The 16,456-nt window shown below is 72.0% G+C and carries 15 protein-coding genes, 1 tRNA gene and 1 rRNA gene; 8 read left to right on the top strand and 9 right to left on the bottom strand.

Annotated features, from left to right (window positions below; translation table 11 throughout):
* Window positions 1–165 precede the first annotated feature (165 nt).
* The 3 genes from rrf (at window position 166) to E4623_RS10355 (ending at window position 1,943) form a co-directional block, all read left to right on the top strand.
* Window positions 166–282 (top strand): 5S ribosomal RNA (gene rrf / locus E4623_RS10365).
* Window positions 283–394: 112 nt separating this feature from the next.
* Window positions 395–1,279, top strand: coding sequence for a tetratricopeptide repeat protein (locus E4623_RS10360; RefSeq protein WP_134766394.1), 885 nt, complete (start codon window positions 395–397; stop codon window positions 1,277–1,279).
* A gap of 157 nt (window positions 1,280–1,436) precedes the next feature.
* Window positions 1,437–1,943: a DUF3145 domain-containing protein gene (locus tag E4623_RS10355; protein ID WP_134766393.1), complete on the top strand. Its 507-nt coding sequence runs from the start codon at window positions 1,437–1,439 to the stop codon at window positions 1,941–1,943.
* Between the two features lie 9 nt (window positions 1,944–1,952).
* Here the strand turns inward: E4623_RS10355 and E4623_RS10350 are convergent, their stop codons facing one another.
* The 7 genes from E4623_RS10350 to E4623_RS10320 all read right to left on the bottom strand — a co-directional run bounded on the left by E4623_RS10350 (window position 1,953) and on the right by E4623_RS10320 (window position 9,073).
* Window positions 1,953–2,429 carry a hypothetical protein gene (locus E4623_RS10350; RefSeq protein ID WP_134766392.1) on the bottom strand — a complete coding sequence of 159 codons (477 nt, stop codon included), beginning with the start codon at window positions 2,427–2,429 and terminating at the stop codon, window positions 1,953–1,955.
* Between the two features lie 89 nt (window positions 2,430–2,518).
* Window positions 2,519–3,943 (bottom strand): carboxyl transferase domain-containing protein, encoded by a 1,425-nt coding sequence (locus E4623_RS10345; protein WP_134766391.1) that lies wholly within the window; start codon window positions 3,941–3,943, stop codon window positions 2,519–2,521.
* A 28-nt stretch (window positions 3,944–3,971) separates the two neighbouring features.
* Window positions 3,972–5,234 carry a beta-ketoacyl-[acyl-carrier-protein] synthase family protein gene (locus E4623_RS10340; protein WP_134766390.1) on the bottom strand — a complete coding sequence of 421 codons (1,263 nt, stop codon included), beginning with the start codon at window positions 5,232–5,234 and terminating at the stop codon, window positions 3,972–3,974.
* A 2-nt stretch (window positions 5,235–5,236) separates the two neighbouring features.
* On the bottom strand, window positions 5,237–5,485 hold the full coding sequence (locus tag E4623_RS10335) for an acyl carrier protein (protein WP_209020624.1): 249 nt from the start codon (window positions 5,483–5,485) through the stop codon (window positions 5,237–5,239).
* Window positions 5,486–5,555: 70 nt separating this feature from the next.
* Window positions 5,556–6,551, bottom strand: a complete 996-nt coding sequence (locus tag E4623_RS10330; RefSeq protein ID WP_134766487.1) for a beta-ketoacyl-ACP synthase III — start codon at window positions 6,549–6,551, stop codon at window positions 5,556–5,558.
* A gap of 11 nt (window positions 6,552–6,562) precedes the next feature.
* Complete coding sequence (locus E4623_RS10325; protein WP_134766388.1) at window positions 6,563–7,750, bottom strand: acyltransferase domain-containing protein; 1,188 nt, start codon at window positions 7,748–7,750, stop codon at window positions 6,563–6,565.
* 126 nt (window positions 7,751–7,876) lie between these two features.
* Entirely contained in the window at window positions 7,877–9,073 is a 1,197-nt protein-coding gene (locus tag E4623_RS10320; RefSeq protein WP_245154997.1) for a helix-turn-helix domain-containing protein, read from the bottom strand.
* Window positions 9,074–9,152: 79 nt separating this feature from the next.
* On the opposite strand from E4623_RS10320, the gene E4623_RS10315 reads away from it, so the two are divergent.
* The gene (locus E4623_RS10315) at window positions 9,153–10,127 is read left to right on the top strand and encodes an alpha/beta fold hydrolase (RefSeq protein WP_134766387.1); all 975 of its coding nucleotides are present in this window, start codon (window positions 9,153–9,155) and stop codon (window positions 10,125–10,127) included.
* Between the two features lie 54 nt (window positions 10,128–10,181).
* Here the strand turns inward: E4623_RS10315 and aceE are convergent, their stop codons facing one another.
* A complete protein-coding gene (gene aceE, locus E4623_RS10310) occupies window positions 10,182–12,920 on the bottom strand; it encodes a pyruvate dehydrogenase (acetyl-transferring), homodimeric type (protein WP_134766485.1) in 2,739 nt (912 codons plus the stop codon).
* A 306-nt stretch (window positions 12,921–13,226) separates the two neighbouring features.
* Between aceE and E4623_RS10305 the strand changes: the two genes are divergently transcribed.
* The 4 genes from E4623_RS10305 to E4623_RS10290 all read left to right on the top strand — a co-directional run bounded on the left by E4623_RS10305 (window position 13,227) and on the right by E4623_RS10290 (window position 16,049).
* On the top strand, window positions 13,227–13,664 hold the full coding sequence (locus E4623_RS10305) for a DUF3052 domain-containing protein (RefSeq protein WP_134766386.1): 438 nt from the start codon (window positions 13,227–13,229) through the stop codon (window positions 13,662–13,664).
* 33 nt (window positions 13,665–13,697) lie between these two features.
* Window positions 13,698–15,359: an AMP-binding protein gene (locus tag E4623_RS10300; protein ID WP_134766385.1), complete on the top strand. Its 1,662-nt coding sequence runs from the start codon at window positions 13,698–13,700 to the stop codon at window positions 15,357–15,359.
* Window positions 15,356–15,823: a peroxiredoxin gene (locus E4623_RS10295; protein ID WP_134766384.1), complete on the top strand. Its 468-nt coding sequence runs from the start codon at window positions 15,356–15,358 to the stop codon at window positions 15,821–15,823. Before E4623_RS10300 ends, E4623_RS10295 begins: the two co-directional genes overlap by 4 nt.
* Window positions 15,824–15,977: 154 nt before the next feature.
* Window positions 15,978–16,049, top strand: a tRNA-Val gene (locus E4623_RS10290).
* Window positions 16,050–16,069: 20 nt separating this feature from the next.
* Here E4623_RS10290 and E4623_RS10285 read toward each other — a convergent pair.
* Window positions 16,070–16,369, bottom strand: coding sequence for a DUF3467 domain-containing protein (locus tag E4623_RS10285; protein WP_134766383.1), 300 nt, complete (start codon window positions 16,367–16,369; stop codon window positions 16,070–16,072).
* Between the last annotated feature and the right edge of the window lie 87 nt (window positions 16,370–16,456).

Raw genomic sequence — 16,456 nt, 5'->3', positions numbered from 1 at the left:
GCCGACCGGTACTAATAGGCCGAGGGCTTGCCTTACAAATCTTCAACCAACATCACACAGAGAAACAACTACGAGTTGTTGCGTGTTCGCGTCCACTACACAAGTTTCCACACCACCCACCCCTGGGTTCGATATCGGGGTTGGGGTTGGGTGTGGTCATAGAGTTACGGCGGCCATAGCGGCGGGGAAACACCCGGTCCCATACCGAACCCGGAAGTTAAGCCTGCCAGCGCCGATGGTACTGCAATCGCGAGGTTGTGGGAGAGTAGGACGCCGCCGGACAAGCATTGGGTAGGGGCCACCGAAAGGTGGCCCCTACTCTGTTTTCGGCACTCCCGTCGTGGGAGCATCGAGCAAGCGACTGCAGGACCGAACAGAAGAGGGTGACGAGATCGTGGCTGAGGACCGACGCGGAGCGCGTGGCCAGGGCAAGCCGGCCGGCAACGACCGGCGCGGAGCTCGCACGGACACCGGGCGGGGCGGCCAGTCCCGATCGGGGGCCGGCCGTGGAGCGGCCGCCGGCGGCGGTCAGCGCCGCGAGCCCTGGAAGCGGCCCGCCGACAAGCAGCAGGTCGAGCGCACCGTCGACCAGTCGGTCTACGACGGTCCCGAGCTGCCGCCCGAGATCACCGGCGCCGAGCTGGACCGGGCGGTGGGCGCCCAGCTCAAGGGTCTGCCCGAGAAGCTCGCTGCTCGCGTCGCGCGTCACCTCGCGGCCGCCGGGATGCTCGTCGACGAGGACCCCGAGACCGCCTACCGGCACACGCTGGCCGCCAAGGCCCGCGCGCCCCGCCTCGCGGTGATCCGGGAGGCTGTCGGCGAGGCCGCCTACGCCGCCGGCCACTACGCCGAGGCGCTGGCCGAGCTGCGAGCGGCGAAGCGGATGAACGGCGCGACGGCGTACCTCCCGATCATGGCCGACTGCCACCGGGCGCTCGGCAACCCCGACCAGGCGATCAAGCTCGCCAAGAGCCCGTCGGTCGCGAACTTCGCGTCGCCGGCCAAGGCCGAGATGACGCTCGTCGAGGCCGGTGCGCGCCGCGACCAGGGCCAGCTCGACGCGGCGCTGCGGACCCTCGAGCTCGCGCCGCTGGCCAGCAAGAGCCGCGAGGCCTGGGTCGTGCGCCTGCGCTACGCCTACGCGGACACCCTCGTGGCCGCCGGCCGGGAGAAGGACGCGCTCGCGTGGTTCCACCGCACGCACGCCATCGACTCCGACGAGATCACCGACGCGGCCGCCCGCGCGGACGACCTCGAGCGCCGGATCGACGATCTCTGACGGTCGTCCCGCCGGTTCCGCTGGTGCATTGTGGCCTCATGCGCCACAATGGGGTCACAACTGCACACGTGTCACACGCGCTCGCGCGATGACCTGTTTCTCGACATCGAGCCCGCTGGGGAAGGCGTAGCTCGCGCCGGAGAAGAAGGAGATCGTCGTGACCGCTCGTTCCACCACCCGCGGCGTCGTGTTCGTTCACTCGGCGCCCTCCGCGTTGTGCCCCCACATCGAGTGGGCCGTCGGCGGGGTGCTCGGCGCTGCCGTCAACCCCTCGTGGTCGCCCCAGCCGGCTCAGTCCGGGTCCTACCGTGCCGAGCTGTCCTGGACGGGTCAGGCCGGTTCCGCCGCGGCGATCGCCTCGGCCCTGCGTGGCTGGAACCACCTCCGGTTCGAGGTCACCGAGGAGCCCACGAGCTCCACCGAGGGCTCGCGCTACTCCTACACCCCCGACCTGGGCGTCTTCCACGCGGTCGTCGGGCTGCACGGCGACATCATGATCCCCGAGGACCGGCTCAAGGCGGCGGTCGTGAAGTCGGCGCTCGGCGAGACCACCCTCGAGGTGGCGATCGACAAGCTCCTCGGCAAGCCGTGGGACGACGAGCTCGAGACCTTCCGCCACGCCGGTGAGGGCGCTCCGGTGCGGTGGCTGCACCAGGTGGTGTGAGGCGCGAGGTCAGCGTCGCCGCGTCAGCCGGAAGAACGTCGGCCTCGTGAGAGCGCGGTACTCCTCGCGACCGTCGGTGTAGATCAGCTCGACCTGGATCCTGAAGCGACCCGGCGCCACCGTCACCCCGCAGATCTCGAAGCCGCGGTGCCCGACGAGGGGGTCGGGTCGGTTCGCGTCCAGGAGCAGGGTCCCGAGCTTGCGGCTACGCGGTGTGTAGAGCTGCACGAGCGCCGACCAGTCCGGCGTCGGGGGACGGAGGACGTAGTCGACGCGGTAGGTGTGGCACCCCCGGCGCAGCCGCTGGTTGCGGACGTCGGCGGAGCCGTAGTCGGGATAGGTGCCCACCACCCCGGGTACGACGGTGGTGGTCGTCGCAGCGCTCGCCGTCGTCACTATCGAGGACGCCGGGGCGAGTCCGCCCACGGCGAGCACGAGGGCAAGGACGAGGGCCGCCCCTACGCCCCGACCGGTACGACGGTGCATGGCTCGTCCTCCCCGGGGGTCGTAGCGGTGACCTACGTCACGTCAACGCTGCGGGCGCGGTCGAGGTTACGGCCGGCGGCGCACCGGGGTCAGAGCGGGATGTTGCCGTGGTGCCCACGGCGCGCGCCATCGCGCTGGATCGCCTCGTCGATGGCGCGGGCGATCGAGGAACGCGTCCGGCCCGGCGTGACGATCTCGTCGACGACGCCGATCTCCACCGCCTTCTCGACGCCTCCGGCGATCCGCTCGTGCTCGGCGGCGAGCTCGGCCTCGACCTGTGCCCGGATGTCGGGCGCCACCTCGGCCAGCCGGCGTCGGTGCAGCACCCGGACGGCGGCCACGGCACCCATCACGGCCACCTCGGCCCCCGGCCAGGCGAAGACCTTGGTGGCGCCGAGGGAGCGGGCGTTCATCGCGATGTAGGCGCCGCCGTAGGTCTTGCGGGTCACCAGCGTGACGCGCGGGACCACGCACTCGCCGAACGCGTGCAGCAGCTTCGCGCCGCGCCGGACGACGCCGTCCCACTCCTGACCGACGCCGGGCAGGTAGCCCGGGACGTCGACGAGGACGATGAGCGGGACGCCGAACGCGTCGCACATCCGCACGAACCGGGAGGCCTTCTCGGCCGAGAGCGAGTCGAGGCACCCGCCGAGCCGCAGCGGGTTGTTGGCCACGACGCCGACGGTGCGTCCGCCGAACCTGCCGAGCGCGGTGACGATGTTGGGCGCCCACCGGGCGTGGAGCTCCTGCATGGTGCCGTCGTCGAGCACCTGCTCGACGAGCGGGTGGACGTCGTAGGCACGCTTCTTGGACGCCGGCAGGACCTCCTCGAGCTCGCGGTCGTCGACGTCGGCGACCTTGAGGCTGCCCTGGGAGCCGAGCAGCGCGGCCACGGTGCGGGCCTTGTCGAGGGCCTCGCGCTCGGAGTCGGTGAGGATGTGCACGACACCCGAACGCCGACCGTGCGGCTCGGGGCCGCCCAGACGCAGCATGTCGACGGCCTCGCCGGTCACCGAGCGGACGACGTCCGGGCCGGTGACGAAGATCCGCCCGTCCGGACCGAGGATGACGACGTCGGTGAGAGCCGGACCGTACGCGGCACCGCCGGCGGCCGGGCCGAGCACGACCGAGACCTGGGGGATGACCCCCGAGGCCTGCGTCATCACGTGGAAGATCCGGCCGACGGCGTGCAGCGACAGCACGCCCTCGGCCAGGCGGGCGCCACCGGAGTGCCAGAGCCCGATGATCGGGATCCGGTCGGTCATCGCCCGGTGGTAGGCGTCGACGACCACCCGGCAGCCCAGGTCACCCATCGCCCCGCCCATGACGGTCGCGTCGGAGCAGAAGGCGACCACGCGGGTGCCGTCGACCGTGCCCACCGCCGCCAGCATGCCGCTGTCGTCGTCGGGGGTGATGAGCTCCAGCGACCCGTCGTCGAGGAGCGCCGCGAGCCGGGTGACCGGGTTGCGGGGATCCTCGGCGCGGGGCGGCTTCTCCTTGACGACGGCGGTCATGCGGGCTCCTGGGTGGTGGGTGTGGTGCTCAGACGCTGGCGAAGATGACGGCGACGTTGGCGCCGCCGAACCCGAACGAGTTGTTCAGGGCCGCGATGTCGCCCTGGGGCAGCTCGCGGACCTTCGTGGCGATGTCGAGGTCGACCTGGGGGTCCTTGTCGTCGAGGTTGATCGTCGGCGGCGAGACCCGGTCCTGGATGGCCTTGACGACGGCGACGGCCTCGAGCGCACCGGCCCCACCGAGCAGGTGCCCGGTCATCGACTTGGTGCTGGTGACGACGACGTCGTCGACGGCCGCGCCCAGCGTCGCGTGCAGCATCAGGCCCTCGGCGATGTCGCCCTGCGGCGTCGACGTGGCGTGGGCGTTGACGTGCTTGATCGACGACGGGTCGACGTCGGCCTCCTGCAGCGCGCGCCGGATGGCCCGGGTGCCACCGCGGCCGCCCGGGTCGGGCTGGGCGATGTCGTGGCCGTCGGCGGTGATGCCGGCACCGAGGACCTCGGCGTAGATCGTCGCGCCCCGAGCCCTGGCGTGCGCCTCGGACTCGAGCACCAGGACGCCGGCGCCCTCGCCGAGCACGAAGCCGTCGCGGGCGGTGTCCCACGGACGGCTGACGGTCGTGGGGTCGGCGTCGTTCTTCGACAGCGCCATCATGTTGCCGAAGGCGGCCATCGGCAGCGGGTGGATCGCCGCCTCGGTGCCGCCGGCGACGACCACGTCGGCCCGGCCGAGCCGGATCTGGTCGAGGGCCAGCGAGATCGCCTCGTTGCCCGAGGCGCACGCCGAGACCGGCGTGTTGACTGCGGCCCGGGCGCCGACGTAGAGGCTGATGTTGGCGGCGGGGCCGTTGGCCATCAGCATCGGGACGGCGAGCGGGGAGACCCGCCGCGGGCCCTTGGCCAGCAGCGTGTCGTAGTTGGAGAGCAGCGTCGTGACGCCACCGATGCCGGTGGCCATCGCCACGCCGACCCGGTCGCCGTCGAGGTCGCCGGACTCCTGGAGCACGTCGAGACCGCTGTCCTTCCAGGCCTCCATGGCCGCGACCATGGCGAGCTGGGAGCTGCGGTCGAGGCGGCGTGCCTTGACCCGCTCGAGGACGTCGGTCGGGTCGACCAGCGCAGGAGCGCCGATCTTGACCGGCAGGTCGGCGACGAGCTCCTCGTCGAGGTGTCGCACCCCCGAGCGGCCCTCGAGGAGGGCCGCCCAGGTGGACGCGACGTCCCCGCCGACCGGGCTGGTGGTGCCGAGCCCGGTGACGAAGACGCGGATACGGCCAGAGGCGTTCGGCATGCTCAGGCGGACGCGCGCTCGATGTAGGCGACGGCGTCACCGACGGTCTTGAGGTTCTTGACCTCGTCGTCGGGGATGGTGACGCCGAACTTCTCCTCGCACGCCACGACGACCTCGACCATCGACAGCGAGTCGACGTCCAGGTCGTCGGTGAACGACTTGTCGAGCTGGACGTCGTCGGGCTCGATGCCCGCGACCTCGTTGACGATCTCGGCGAGGTCGGCGCGGATCTCTTCGGTGGTGGCCATCAGGCTGGTTCCTCTCGTGCGGGTGGGTCGTGCGGTCGGGTGGTGCGGGGCAGCGGGTGCCCGGGTGGTGCGATCAGGGGAGGACGACGACCTGGGCCGCGTAGGCCAGGCCGGCGCCGAAGGCGATCAGCAGGGCCAGGTCGCCGGACACGGCGTCGCCCTCCTGGATCATCCGGTGCAGGGCGAGGGGGACCGACGCCGCGGAGGTGTTGCCCTGCTCGGCGACGTCGCGGGCGATCTTGACCCGCTCGGGCAGCTTCATCGAGCGCGCCATGGCGTCGGTGATGCGCATGTTGGCCTGGTGGGGCACGAAGACGTCGAGGTCGTCGGGGGTGATCCCGGCCCGCTCGATGGCCTGGGTCCCGACCTTGGCCATCGTGAACGACGCCCACCGGAAGACCGAGCTGCCCTGCATCGTGAGCGGCGGCATCGTGGTGGACCCGACGGCGACCACGTCGCGCCAGTCCTCGCGCTGGCGGATGAGGTCGTACTGCTCGCCGTCGGAGCCCCAGACGACCGGGCCGATGCCCGGGGTCTCGCTCGGACCGATCACGACGGCGCCGGCGCCGTCGGCGAAGATGAAGGCGGTGCCGCGGTCGTTGCGGTCGAGGATGTCGGAGAGTCGCTCGACGCCGATGACCAGCGCGTAGCGGGCGCTGCCGGCACGGATCATGTCGGAGGCCAGGCCCACGCCGTGGCAGAAGCCGGCGCACGCGGCGGAGATGTCGAACGCGACCGGGTGGTCGCAGCCGAGCTCGGTGGCGATCAGCGGCGCGACGGCCGGGGTCTGCATCATGTGGCTGACGGTGGCGACGATGACGGCGTCGACCTGCCCGGCCTCGATGCCGGCGGCCTCGAGCGCCTCGCGGGCACACGCGACGCTCATCATCTGCACCGACTCCTCGGGCGTGGCGAAGCGGCGCTGCTTGATCCCGGAGCGCTGCTGGATCCACTCGTCGCTGCTGTCGATCGCCTCGACGAGCTCGGAGTTGGGGACGACGATCGAGGGCCGGTAGGCGCCGACGCCGAGGATGGCGGCGTGCGCCGCACCGGTGGAGGTGCTGAGCACCTTGGTGTCGCTCACAGCTCGGCTCCCTCGGGGTGCAGGCGCAGCAGGGGTTGGCCGGGGGAGACGAGGTCGCCGTCCTCGACGAGCCACTCGACGACCTGGCCGCCGTGCATGGCGCGGACGAGGAGGCGGTCGCGCAGGCTCGCGACGCTGCCGATCTCCGCGCCGGCGGGCAGCAGGTCAGTCTCGAAGGCGCGGGGGTCGATGTGGAAGGTGCCCTTGGCGGGGGACACGACCATCCGCCAGGTCGGGGTGACGTCGATGAGGGAGCCCTCGCCGTGCTTGTCGCAGAAGGCGCGGGCGTCGTCGAGCTGGTCGGGGGTCTTCAGCGCGAACGTCTCGACGCCCTTGAGCGCTCGCTTCGCGATGCCGGTCAGGGTGCCGGCCGGCGGCATCTCGAGGATGCCGGTGACGCCGAGGTCGGCCATCGTGTCGAGGCAGAGGTCCCAGCGCACCGGGCTGGCGATCTGTCCGACGATGCGGCGCAGCACGTCGCGGCCGTCGTGGACGACCTGGCCGTCCTTGTTGGAGATCATCGGGATGCGCGGGTCGTGCGTGGAGACCGAGAGGGCGAGCCTGGCGACGTGACCGACGGCCGGGGCCATGTGCTCGGTGTGGAACGCGCCGGCGACCGAGAGCGGCATCAGCCGGGCCTTGGTCGGCGGGTCGGCCTTGAGGGCCTCGAGCTGCTCCATCGTGCCGGCGGCGACGATCTGGCCGGGGCCGTTGTCGTTGGCCGGGGTCAGCCCGTGGCGGGCGAGGGTGGCCAGGACGTCGTCGCGGTCGCCGCCGAGGATCGCGGTCATGCCGGTCGGGGTGGTCGCGGCGGCCTCGGCCATCGCGTTGCCGCGCTCGCGCACCAGGACCATCGCCTGCTCGGCGGTGATCGCGCGGGCGCCGACGGCGGCCGCCAGCTCGCCGACGCTGTGGCCGGCGACGGCACCGACGCGGCTGTAGCCGTCGGAGGGGTGCGGGAAGAGCTCGAGGGTGGCGACGAGGGCCGTCGCGACGAGCAGGGGCTGGGCGACGCGGGTGTCGCGGATCGTGTCGGCGTCCGACACCGTGCCGTGGTGGGCGAGGTCCATGCCGGCCACGGTCGAGAGCCAGTGCAGCCGCGAGGCGAAGACGTCGTCCTCGAGCCAGGGCGTGAGGAATCCGGGAGTCTGGGCTCCCTGACCGGGAGCGACGATGACCAGCACGTCGTCCACTCTGCCGCGAGCGGGCTCCTGGAGCGCGTCAGGCGCGCACGAAAGTAGTGGGGCCTTCTTTGTCGGGTTCCGACAAAACCGCCTGATGCCTCCGGTGGTATGCGCGGACCGGGCCCCTCAGGGCGTCCGTCCGGACTGGCGGCCCAGGATCAGGGCGATCTGCAGGGTCAGCGCGTCGCGGGGGTCGTTGGCGGCGAATCCGGTGAGGTCCGCGACCTGGCGCAGGCGGTAGCGGACGGTGTTGGGGTGCACGTAGAGCGCTCGGGCCGTGCCCTCCACCGAGCCGCCGCTCGCGAGGTAGGCGGCCAGGGACTCCTCCAGCGTGCCGCGCGCGCCGGCGATCGGCAGGTAGACCTCCTCGACGAGGTGGCGGCGCGCGTGGCCGTCGCCGGCGAGGGCACGCTCCGGGAGGAGCTCGGTGCTCAGCACCGGCCGCGGCGCCTCGGGCCACCCGCTGGCCGCCCGGTGGGCCGCGAGGGCGGCGCGGGCGCTGAGGTGGGCGTGCTCCAGGTCGTCGGCGACGGGTCCGACGACCACCGGTCCGTGGCCGAACAGCGCGGCCAGGGTGGCGCCGGCCGCGCGGGGGTCCTCCACGCCACCGGCCAGGACCACGAGCCGCTCGCCCTGCGCGGCGCACAGCGCGTCCATGCCGTGGGCCCGGGCCACCCGGCGCACGCCCTCGAAGACGTCGGTCTCGGTGCGCCGCTCCGGGAAGGCGCCCAGCACCACGGCGACGTCGCCGCGGGCGGCCCAGCCGAGCGCGCTGGCCCGCGACAGCATCGTCTCGTCGGTCTCGGCGCGCAGGACGGCGTCGACGACGAGCGCCTCGAGACGGGCGTCCCAGGCGCCGCGCATCTCCGCGGCCCGGGCGTAGACCTCGGCGGTCGCGAACGCGATCTCGCGCGCGTAGCGCAGCACGGAGGCACGCACGTGCGCGACGTCGTCCGGCTCGAGGATGCCGTCGACCTCGCTCTCGACGGCCTCGATCGACAACCGGACCAGGTCGACGGTCTGCTGCAGGCTGATCGTGCCGGTGAGCGCACGCGGGGCGACGCCGAAGACCGAGGTGGCGATCGCGAAGGACTCCACCGTCCCGCCGCCCTGGTCGGCGACCTCGTGGGTGTACCAGTCGACGAACTCCCGGACGCCGGACTGCACGATCTGGCCGACCCACGCCCGCTCCTCGGCGCTGAGGTCGCGGAACCAGGGCAGGGCGACGTCCATCCGGGTCACCGCCGAGGTGCTCAGTGCGCCGCTGGCCCGCACCAGCGCGGCCGCAGCGCGCTCGCGGGACGTGCGCGGTCGTCGGGACACCCCGCGAGGTTACGGGACCGCCCCCGCGATGGTGGCGCGGCGTGGTTGAATGCGGCTCCGCCGTCATGGGAGGCCGGAGATGAGCGCACCGCAGCACGCCGTCGGCCGTGACGGCCCGCACGAGGTCCAGCACGTCGAGCTCCACGGCCATCGCCGCGCCTACGTGAAGCTCGGCTCGGGACCGGCGCTGCTGCTCCTGCACGGACTCGGCTGCGACCACACCACGTGGTCGCCGGTCCTCGACGACCTCGCCGAGCACTTCACCGTCGTCGCTCCCGACCTGCTCGGCCACGGCCGCTCGGCGAAGCCGCGCGCCGACTACAGCGTCGGCGGCTACGCCAACGGGATGCGCGACCTGCTCACCGTGCTCGGGATCGACAAGGCCACCGTCGTCGGCCACAGCTTCGGCGGCGGCGTCGCCATGCAGTTCGCCTACCAGTTCCCCGAGCGCACCGAGCGGCTGATGCTGGTCGGCTCCGGCGGTCTCGGGCCCGAGGTCTCGGCCGGCATCCGAGCGATCACCACGCCCGGCTTCCACCAGGCGATGGGGGTGCTGAGCCTGCCCGGCGTCCGGCACGTCGGCGTGGCCGGTCTCCGCCTGGCCGCCCGCACCGGGCTGGCCGGCACCCGTGACCTCGGCGAGGTCGCCGACATCTACGACACCTTCAAGGACCCGCACGCCCGCGCCGCCGTCCGGCACGTCGTCCGCGCCGTCGTCGACTGGCGCGGCCAGATCGTCACCATGTCCGATCGTGCCTACCTCACCGAGGCGCTGCCGATGGCCGTGGTCTGGGGCCGCGACGACCGGGTGATCCCGGTCTGCCACGCCCGCAACGCCGCCGCCCTCGCCCCCGGGGCCCGGGTCGAGGTGATCGAGGACGCCGGGCACTTCCCGCACAAGGACCACCCGGAGCGGTTCGTCGAGATCCTCCGCGACTGGGTCGCCAGCACCCGGCCGGCGACGTACTCCCGCGCCAAGTGGCGCACCCTGCTGCGCAACGGCCAGGCGAGCCAGGGTCCCGCGGTCCCCGAGGGCGTCACGTCCATCGCCTGACCCGGACGACTCGTCCGGGTCAGGCCGGCCCTGGCCCGCCTGACCCGTGCCTCGTCAGGCGGCGCCACCCTCCTGCTTGACGTCGCTGACGGCGGTCGGGTCGTCGATGCGGTACTGCGCGGCGGCCTTGGCGACCACGGCCGGGTCGATCTCGCCGGCGTCGGCGAGCGCCTGCAGCGAGCGGACGACGACCGACTGCGCGTCGATCTTGAAGAACCTCCGGGCGGCCGGGCGGGTGTCGGCGAAGCCGAAGCCGTCGGCGCCCAGGACGCAGTAGTCGCCGGGGACCCAGCGCGCGATCTGCAGCGGGACCGCCGCCATGTAATCCGAGACCGCGACGAACGGACCGCCCGAGCCCTCGAGCTTCGAGGTCACGTAGGGCACGCGCGGGGCGTCGTCGGGGTGCAGGAGGTTCTGGTCCTCGGACGCCACGGCGTCACGGGCCAGCTCGTTCCAGGAGGTGACCGACCAGGTGTCGGCCCGGACGCCCCACTCCTCCGACAGCAGGCGCGCCGCCTCCTTGATCCACGGGAAGGCGACACCGGAGGCCATCAGCTGGACGCGGGGGCCCTCGCCGTCGGTCGTCGACACCCGGTGGACGCCGCGCAGGATGCCCTCGACGTCGACGTCGTCGGGCTGGGCCGGCTGCTCGACCGGCTCGTTGTAGACCGTGATGTAGAAGATCACGTTCTCCCCGTTGCCGTCGGGGCCGCCGGTGCCGTACATCCGCTCGAGACCCGAGCGCATCACGTGCGCCATCTCGTAGGCGAACGCCGGGTCGTAGTGCACGACCGCCGGGTTGGTCGCCGCGAGGAGCGGGGAGTGGCCGTCGGCGTGCTGCAGGCCCTCGCCGGTCAGCGTGGTGCGACCGGCGGTGGCGCCGATGAGGAAGCCACGGGCGAGCTGGTCGGCCATCGCCCAGATCGAGTCGCCGGTGCGCTGGAACCCGAACATCGAGTAGAAGATGTAGAAGGGGATCATGTGCTCGCCGTGCGTCGAGTACGCCGACCCGGCCGCCGTCGCCGAGGCCATCGCGCCGGCCTCGGAGATGCCCTCGTGCAGCATCTGGCCCTGGACGGACTCGGTGTACTTCAGCAGCAGCTTGCGGTCGACCGACTGGTAGGTCTGACCGGCCGGGTTGTAGACCTTCGCGCTCGGGAACATCGAGTCCATGCCGAAGGTGCGGTACTCGTCGGGGGCGATCGGGACGATCCGCTGACCGATCTCGGGGTCCTTCATCCAGTCGCGCAGCAGCCGGACGGCGGCCATCGTGGTCGCCACGGGGTGCTTGCCGCCGCCCTTGGCGAGCTCGGTGTACATCGCGTCGCCGGGCAGCTTCAGCGACTTCGCCCGCACCTCGCGCTTCGGCATCGAGCCGCCGAGCTCCTGGCGGCGCTGCATCATGTACTCGATCTCGGGGGAGTCGGCGCCCGGGTGGAAGAACGGCGCGGCGCCGGTCTCCTCGTAGGAGCGCTCGAGGTCGCGGTCGGAGATCGGCAGGTAGAGCCGGTCGCGGAACTTCTTCAGGTCGTCCGGCGTCAGCTTCTTCATCTGGTGCGTGGCGTTCTTGCCCTCGAGGGCGTCGATCGTCCAGCCCTTGACCGTCTTGGCCAGGATCACCGTCGGCTGCCCGACGTGCTTGGTGGCGGCGTCGAAGGCGGCGTAGACCTTGCGGTAGTCGTGGCCACCGCGCGGGAGCTTCTGGATCTGGCCGTCGGTCATGTGCTCGACCATCCGGCGCAGCCGCGGGTCGGGCCCGAAGAAGTTCTCCCGCACGTAGGCGCCGTCCTCGACCGAGAAGGTCTGGAAGTCGCCGTCGGGCGTGGAGTTCATCTTGTTGACCAGGACGCCGTCGACGTCGCGGGCCAGCAGGTCGTCCCAGCCCTGGCCCCAGATCACCTTGATGACGTTCCAGCCGGCGCCACGGAAGTTGGCCTCGAGCTCCTGGATGATCTTGCCGTTGCCGGTGACCGGCCCGTCGAGCTGTTGCAGGTTGCAGTTGACGACCCACACGAGGTTGTCGAGCTCCTCGCGGGCGGCGATGCGGATCGCGCCGAGCGACTCGGGCTCGGCCATCTCGCCGTCGCCGAGGAAGGCGAAGACGCGCTGCTCGGAGGTGTCCTTGACGCCGCGGTTCTGCAGGTAGCGGTTGAAGCGCGCCTGGTAGATCGAGTTGATGCCGGTCAGGCCCATCGAGACGGTCGGGAACTCCCAGAACTCGGGCATCAGCCGCGGGTGCGGGTACGACGACAACCCGGCGCCCGGTCCGTGCTGGACCTCCTGGCGGAACCGGTAGAGCTGCTGCTCGTCGAGGCGGCCCTCGAGGAACGCGCGGGCGTAGATGCCGGGGGAGGCGTGACCCTGGATGAAGATCTGGTCGCCGCCGCCCGGGTGGTCCTGGCCGCGGAAGAAGTGGTTGAAGCCGACCTCGTAGAGGCTCGCCGAGGACTGGTAGGTGGCGATGTGCCCGCCGACCTCGAGACCCTTGCGGTTGGCGCTCGAGACCATGACGGCGGCGTTCCACCGCAGGAACGCGCGGATCCGCTGCTCGACGTGGTAGTCGCCGGGGAACCACGGCTCGCGCTCCGGCGGGATGGTGTTGATGTAGTCGGTGCTGCGCAGCGCCGGGACGCCGACCTGCGTCTCGCGGGCGCGCTCGAGCAGCCGCAGCATGACGTAGCGGGCGCGGTCGCGACCACGCTCGTCGAGCATGGCGTCGAACGAGTCGAGCCAGTCGCGGGTCTCGTCGGGGTCGATGTCGGGAAGCTGGGTCGGCAGGCCTTCGTGGATCACCGCGGGGGTCGAGCCGGATCGTCGGCTGCTGGTGTCGCTACCGGTGCTGTCGCCGGTGTCGACGCTGTCTGGGGTGGAGGATGTCTCGCCGCTCACAGGTGCATCGTCGCACGCGCGCGGTGGCCGGAAAATCCGCGGGATCCCTACCGGTCGGTAGCACTCGGACGGGGTCGCGACTGTCCATGGATCGGGCGCCCACCCACCGGGCGCTTGCAGTGTGCGCCCTTCTCCGATGGACTACGGGCCAGCACCCGCGCGCCCCGCCCACCCGCAGGCGCGTCCGGCAACCCCGATGGAGGACGTTCAGTGAGCTCGACCGCCGATGGCGGCACCACGCAGTCTGGCCAGACCGACCACGCCGAACGTCTCGGCCTCACCGCCGGGATGGTCGTCCAGGAGCTCGGCTGGGACAACGACACCGACGACGACCTCCGGGTCGCGATCGAGGACACCCTCGACGCCGACATGGTCGACGGCGACTACGGCAACGTCGTCGACGCCGTCGTCCTCTGGTGGCGCGACGAGGACGGCGACCTGGTCGACGGGCTCGTCGAGGCGCTCACCGACCTCGTGGGCGGCGGCGCGATCTGGCTACTGACCCCGAAGATCGGGCGCCCCAACGCCGTCGACGCCGCCGACATCGCCGAGGCCGCCCCGATCGCCGGGCTCTCCCAGACGATCTCGGCCTCCGTCAGCAAGGACTGGGCCGCGACCCGGCTCGTCGCGCCCAAGACGCCCGCGTGAGCCAGCGACGGCACCATCCCTAGGCTGGGGCCCGTGCTCCAGAAGCTGACGACCGGCGTCACCGCGGCCGGTACCTCCCTGAAGGTGCTCGGACGGGCCGGGATCATCCGCCCCTACTCGCCGCTGACCCTCGCGCGCCTGGCGCGCACGCTCCGGCAGTGGGGCACCGGACCGGCGGGCGGCTTCGCCTCGCTGGCGCTGCGGGTGCCCGAGCGGGTGGGCCTGGTCGACGAGCTCGGGGAGCTCACCTTCGGCGAGCTGCACGCGCGGTCCAACGCCCTGGCCCACGCCCTGCGCGAGCGGGGCGTCGGCGAGGGCGACTCCGTCGCCCTGATGTGCCGCAACCACCGCGGCTTCATCGACGCGAGCATCGCGGTCGCCAAGCTCGGGGCCGACATCATCTACCTCAACACCGCCTTCGCGGGTCCGCAGCTCGTCGAGGTGCTCGAGCGCGACCGCCCCACGGTGCTGATCCACGACCAGGAGTTCACCGGACTGGTCGAGGAGGCCTCGGTCGGGCTCCGCGTCGTGGCCTGGGTCGACGACGACGCCGCGCGCGGCGACGTGCCGACGCTCGAGTCGCTCATCGAGGGCCGTGACCGCACCGACCTCAGCCCGCCGGCCCAGCACGGCCGGATCATCATCCTCACCTCCGGCACCACCGGGACGCCGAAGGGCGCCCCGCGCAGCGAGGCCGGGGTCGAGGCCGCCGTGTCGCTGCTGGGCTCGATCCCGCTGCGCGAGGGCTGGCGCACCCACGTCGCCGCCCCGCTGTTCCACACCTGGGGCTTCGCCCACCTGGCGCTGGCGATGCTCCTCGGCTCGACCGTGGTGCTGCGCCGCCGCTTCGACCCCGAGGACTTCCTGCGCACCGTCCGGGACGGTCGTTGCGAGTCGGCGGCGGTGATCCCGGTCATGCTGCAGCGCGTGCTGGGGTTGCCGGCCGAGACGCTCGACCGCTACGACCTGCCCACGCTCGCCGTGGTCGCGAGCTCCGGCTCGGCGCTGCCCGGCGACCTCGCGACGACGTGGATGGACCGCTTCGGCGACAACCTCTACTCCACCTACGGCTCGACGGAGGTGGCCTACGCCGCCGTCGCCGGCCCCGCCGACCTGCGCGAGGACCCCGGCACGGCCGGGCGCCCGCCGTACGCCACCGTCGTGAAGATCCTCGACGACGACGGCCGGGAGGTCGCCGCCGGTACGACGGGACGGATCTTCGTCGGCAACGGGCTGCTCTTCGAGGGCTACACCGGGGGCGGCCACAAGGAGGTCGTCGACGGGCTGATGTCCTCGGGCGACGTCGGTCGCCTCGACGACGACGGCCGGTTGTTCGTCGAGGGTCGCGACGACGAGATGATCGTCTCCGGCGGCGAGAACGTCTTCCCCCAGGAGGTCGAGGACTGCCTCGCCCGCCACGACGCCGTCACCGAGGTGGCCGCGATCGGTGTCGACGACGACGACTTCGGCACCAGGCTCCGCGCGTTCGTCGTCCTCACCGCCGACGCCCGGGGCGACCTCGACGAGGACGACCTGAAGAACTGGGTCAAGCAGAACCTCGCGCGCTACAAGGTGCCCCGCGAGATCGTCTTCCTCGACGAGCTGCCGCGCAACGCCACCGGCAAGGTGCTCAAGCGCGACCTGGTCCACCACGGCGAGGACGAGCGCGCGAGCGACGGGGACGAGCGGGCGTGAACGGTCTTCGCCTGGGGGGCGCGGCCCCCGACTTCACGCTGCGCGACCAGTTCGGCCAGGACGTCACGCTGTCGGCGTTCCGGGGCCGCAAGGCGGTCGCGATCCTGTTCTACCCGTTCGCGTTCTCGGGCGTGTGCACCGGCGAGATGGCCGGCATCCGCGACCGGCTGGACGAGTTCCTCACCTTCGACACCGAGGTCCTCGGGATCTCCTGCGACCCGGTCTACGCCCAGCGCGCCTTCGCCGACCAGGACGGCCTCAACTTCCCGCTCCTCAGCGACTTCTGGCCGCACGGCGAGGTCACCGCGGCCTACGGCGTCCTCGACGAGGAGCGGGGGTGTCCGCGGCGCTCCTCCTACGTCGTCGACCGCGACGGCGTGCTGCGCTGGGCGGTCCACAACGCGATGCCGGAGGTCCGTGACCTCGACGAGCACCTGCGCCAGCTGCGCGCCGCCGTGGCCTGACCGGTCTGGACCGGTGGGCGAGCTTTCGGGCAGCGGGTTGACCACCCGCTCGTGGCGAGTACTCTTTTCCCGTTGAACCGCTGGCGACCCGAGACGCCGGCGGTTCAACTCTTTTTCCTCAGCTCCCGGTCGCCACTTGTAGGCTCACCGGCGCGGGCGTGTAGCTCAGCGGTAGAGCGCTTCGCTTACAACGAAGTGGTCGGGGGTTCGATCCCCTCCGCGCCCACCCTCCCTGATTGTCCGGGCTCAGGACTGACGTCGCTCGGGGTGCTCGGACTCCCACTGCCCGAGCTGGGTCTGCAGGGCCTTCATGACCTCCCACACCTGGGCGGCGGGGATCCGCACCCGGGTCACGACCTGGGCGTCGACCCGGGCCACCGAGGTCCCGTCGTCGTTGCGGGTCGGCGCCGGCGGCCGGCTCATCGAGACGAAGTCGAGGATGAAGGTCTCGTTGTTGTGCCACACGCTCGCGAAGTCGGCGTAGTGCCCCTCCAGGTGCTCCGGGGGGACGGTGATGTTGAAGGCGGTCGGCAGGTCGTCGCTCATGGACACATCATGCCGACCGGAGGTGAAGGACCTCGGTGAGAGACCTCTCATCACGACCTCACGGACACCTCACCGCGGCCCAGCAGA

This window comes from Nocardioides sp. 1609, from assembly GCF_004522105.1.
Lineage (GTDB): Bacteria > Actinomycetota > Actinomycetes > Propionibacteriales > Nocardioidaceae > Nocardioides.
The sequence above is the reverse complement of the archived record's forward strand: the minus strand, read 5'-3'. Positions and strand labels throughout refer to the sequence as shown.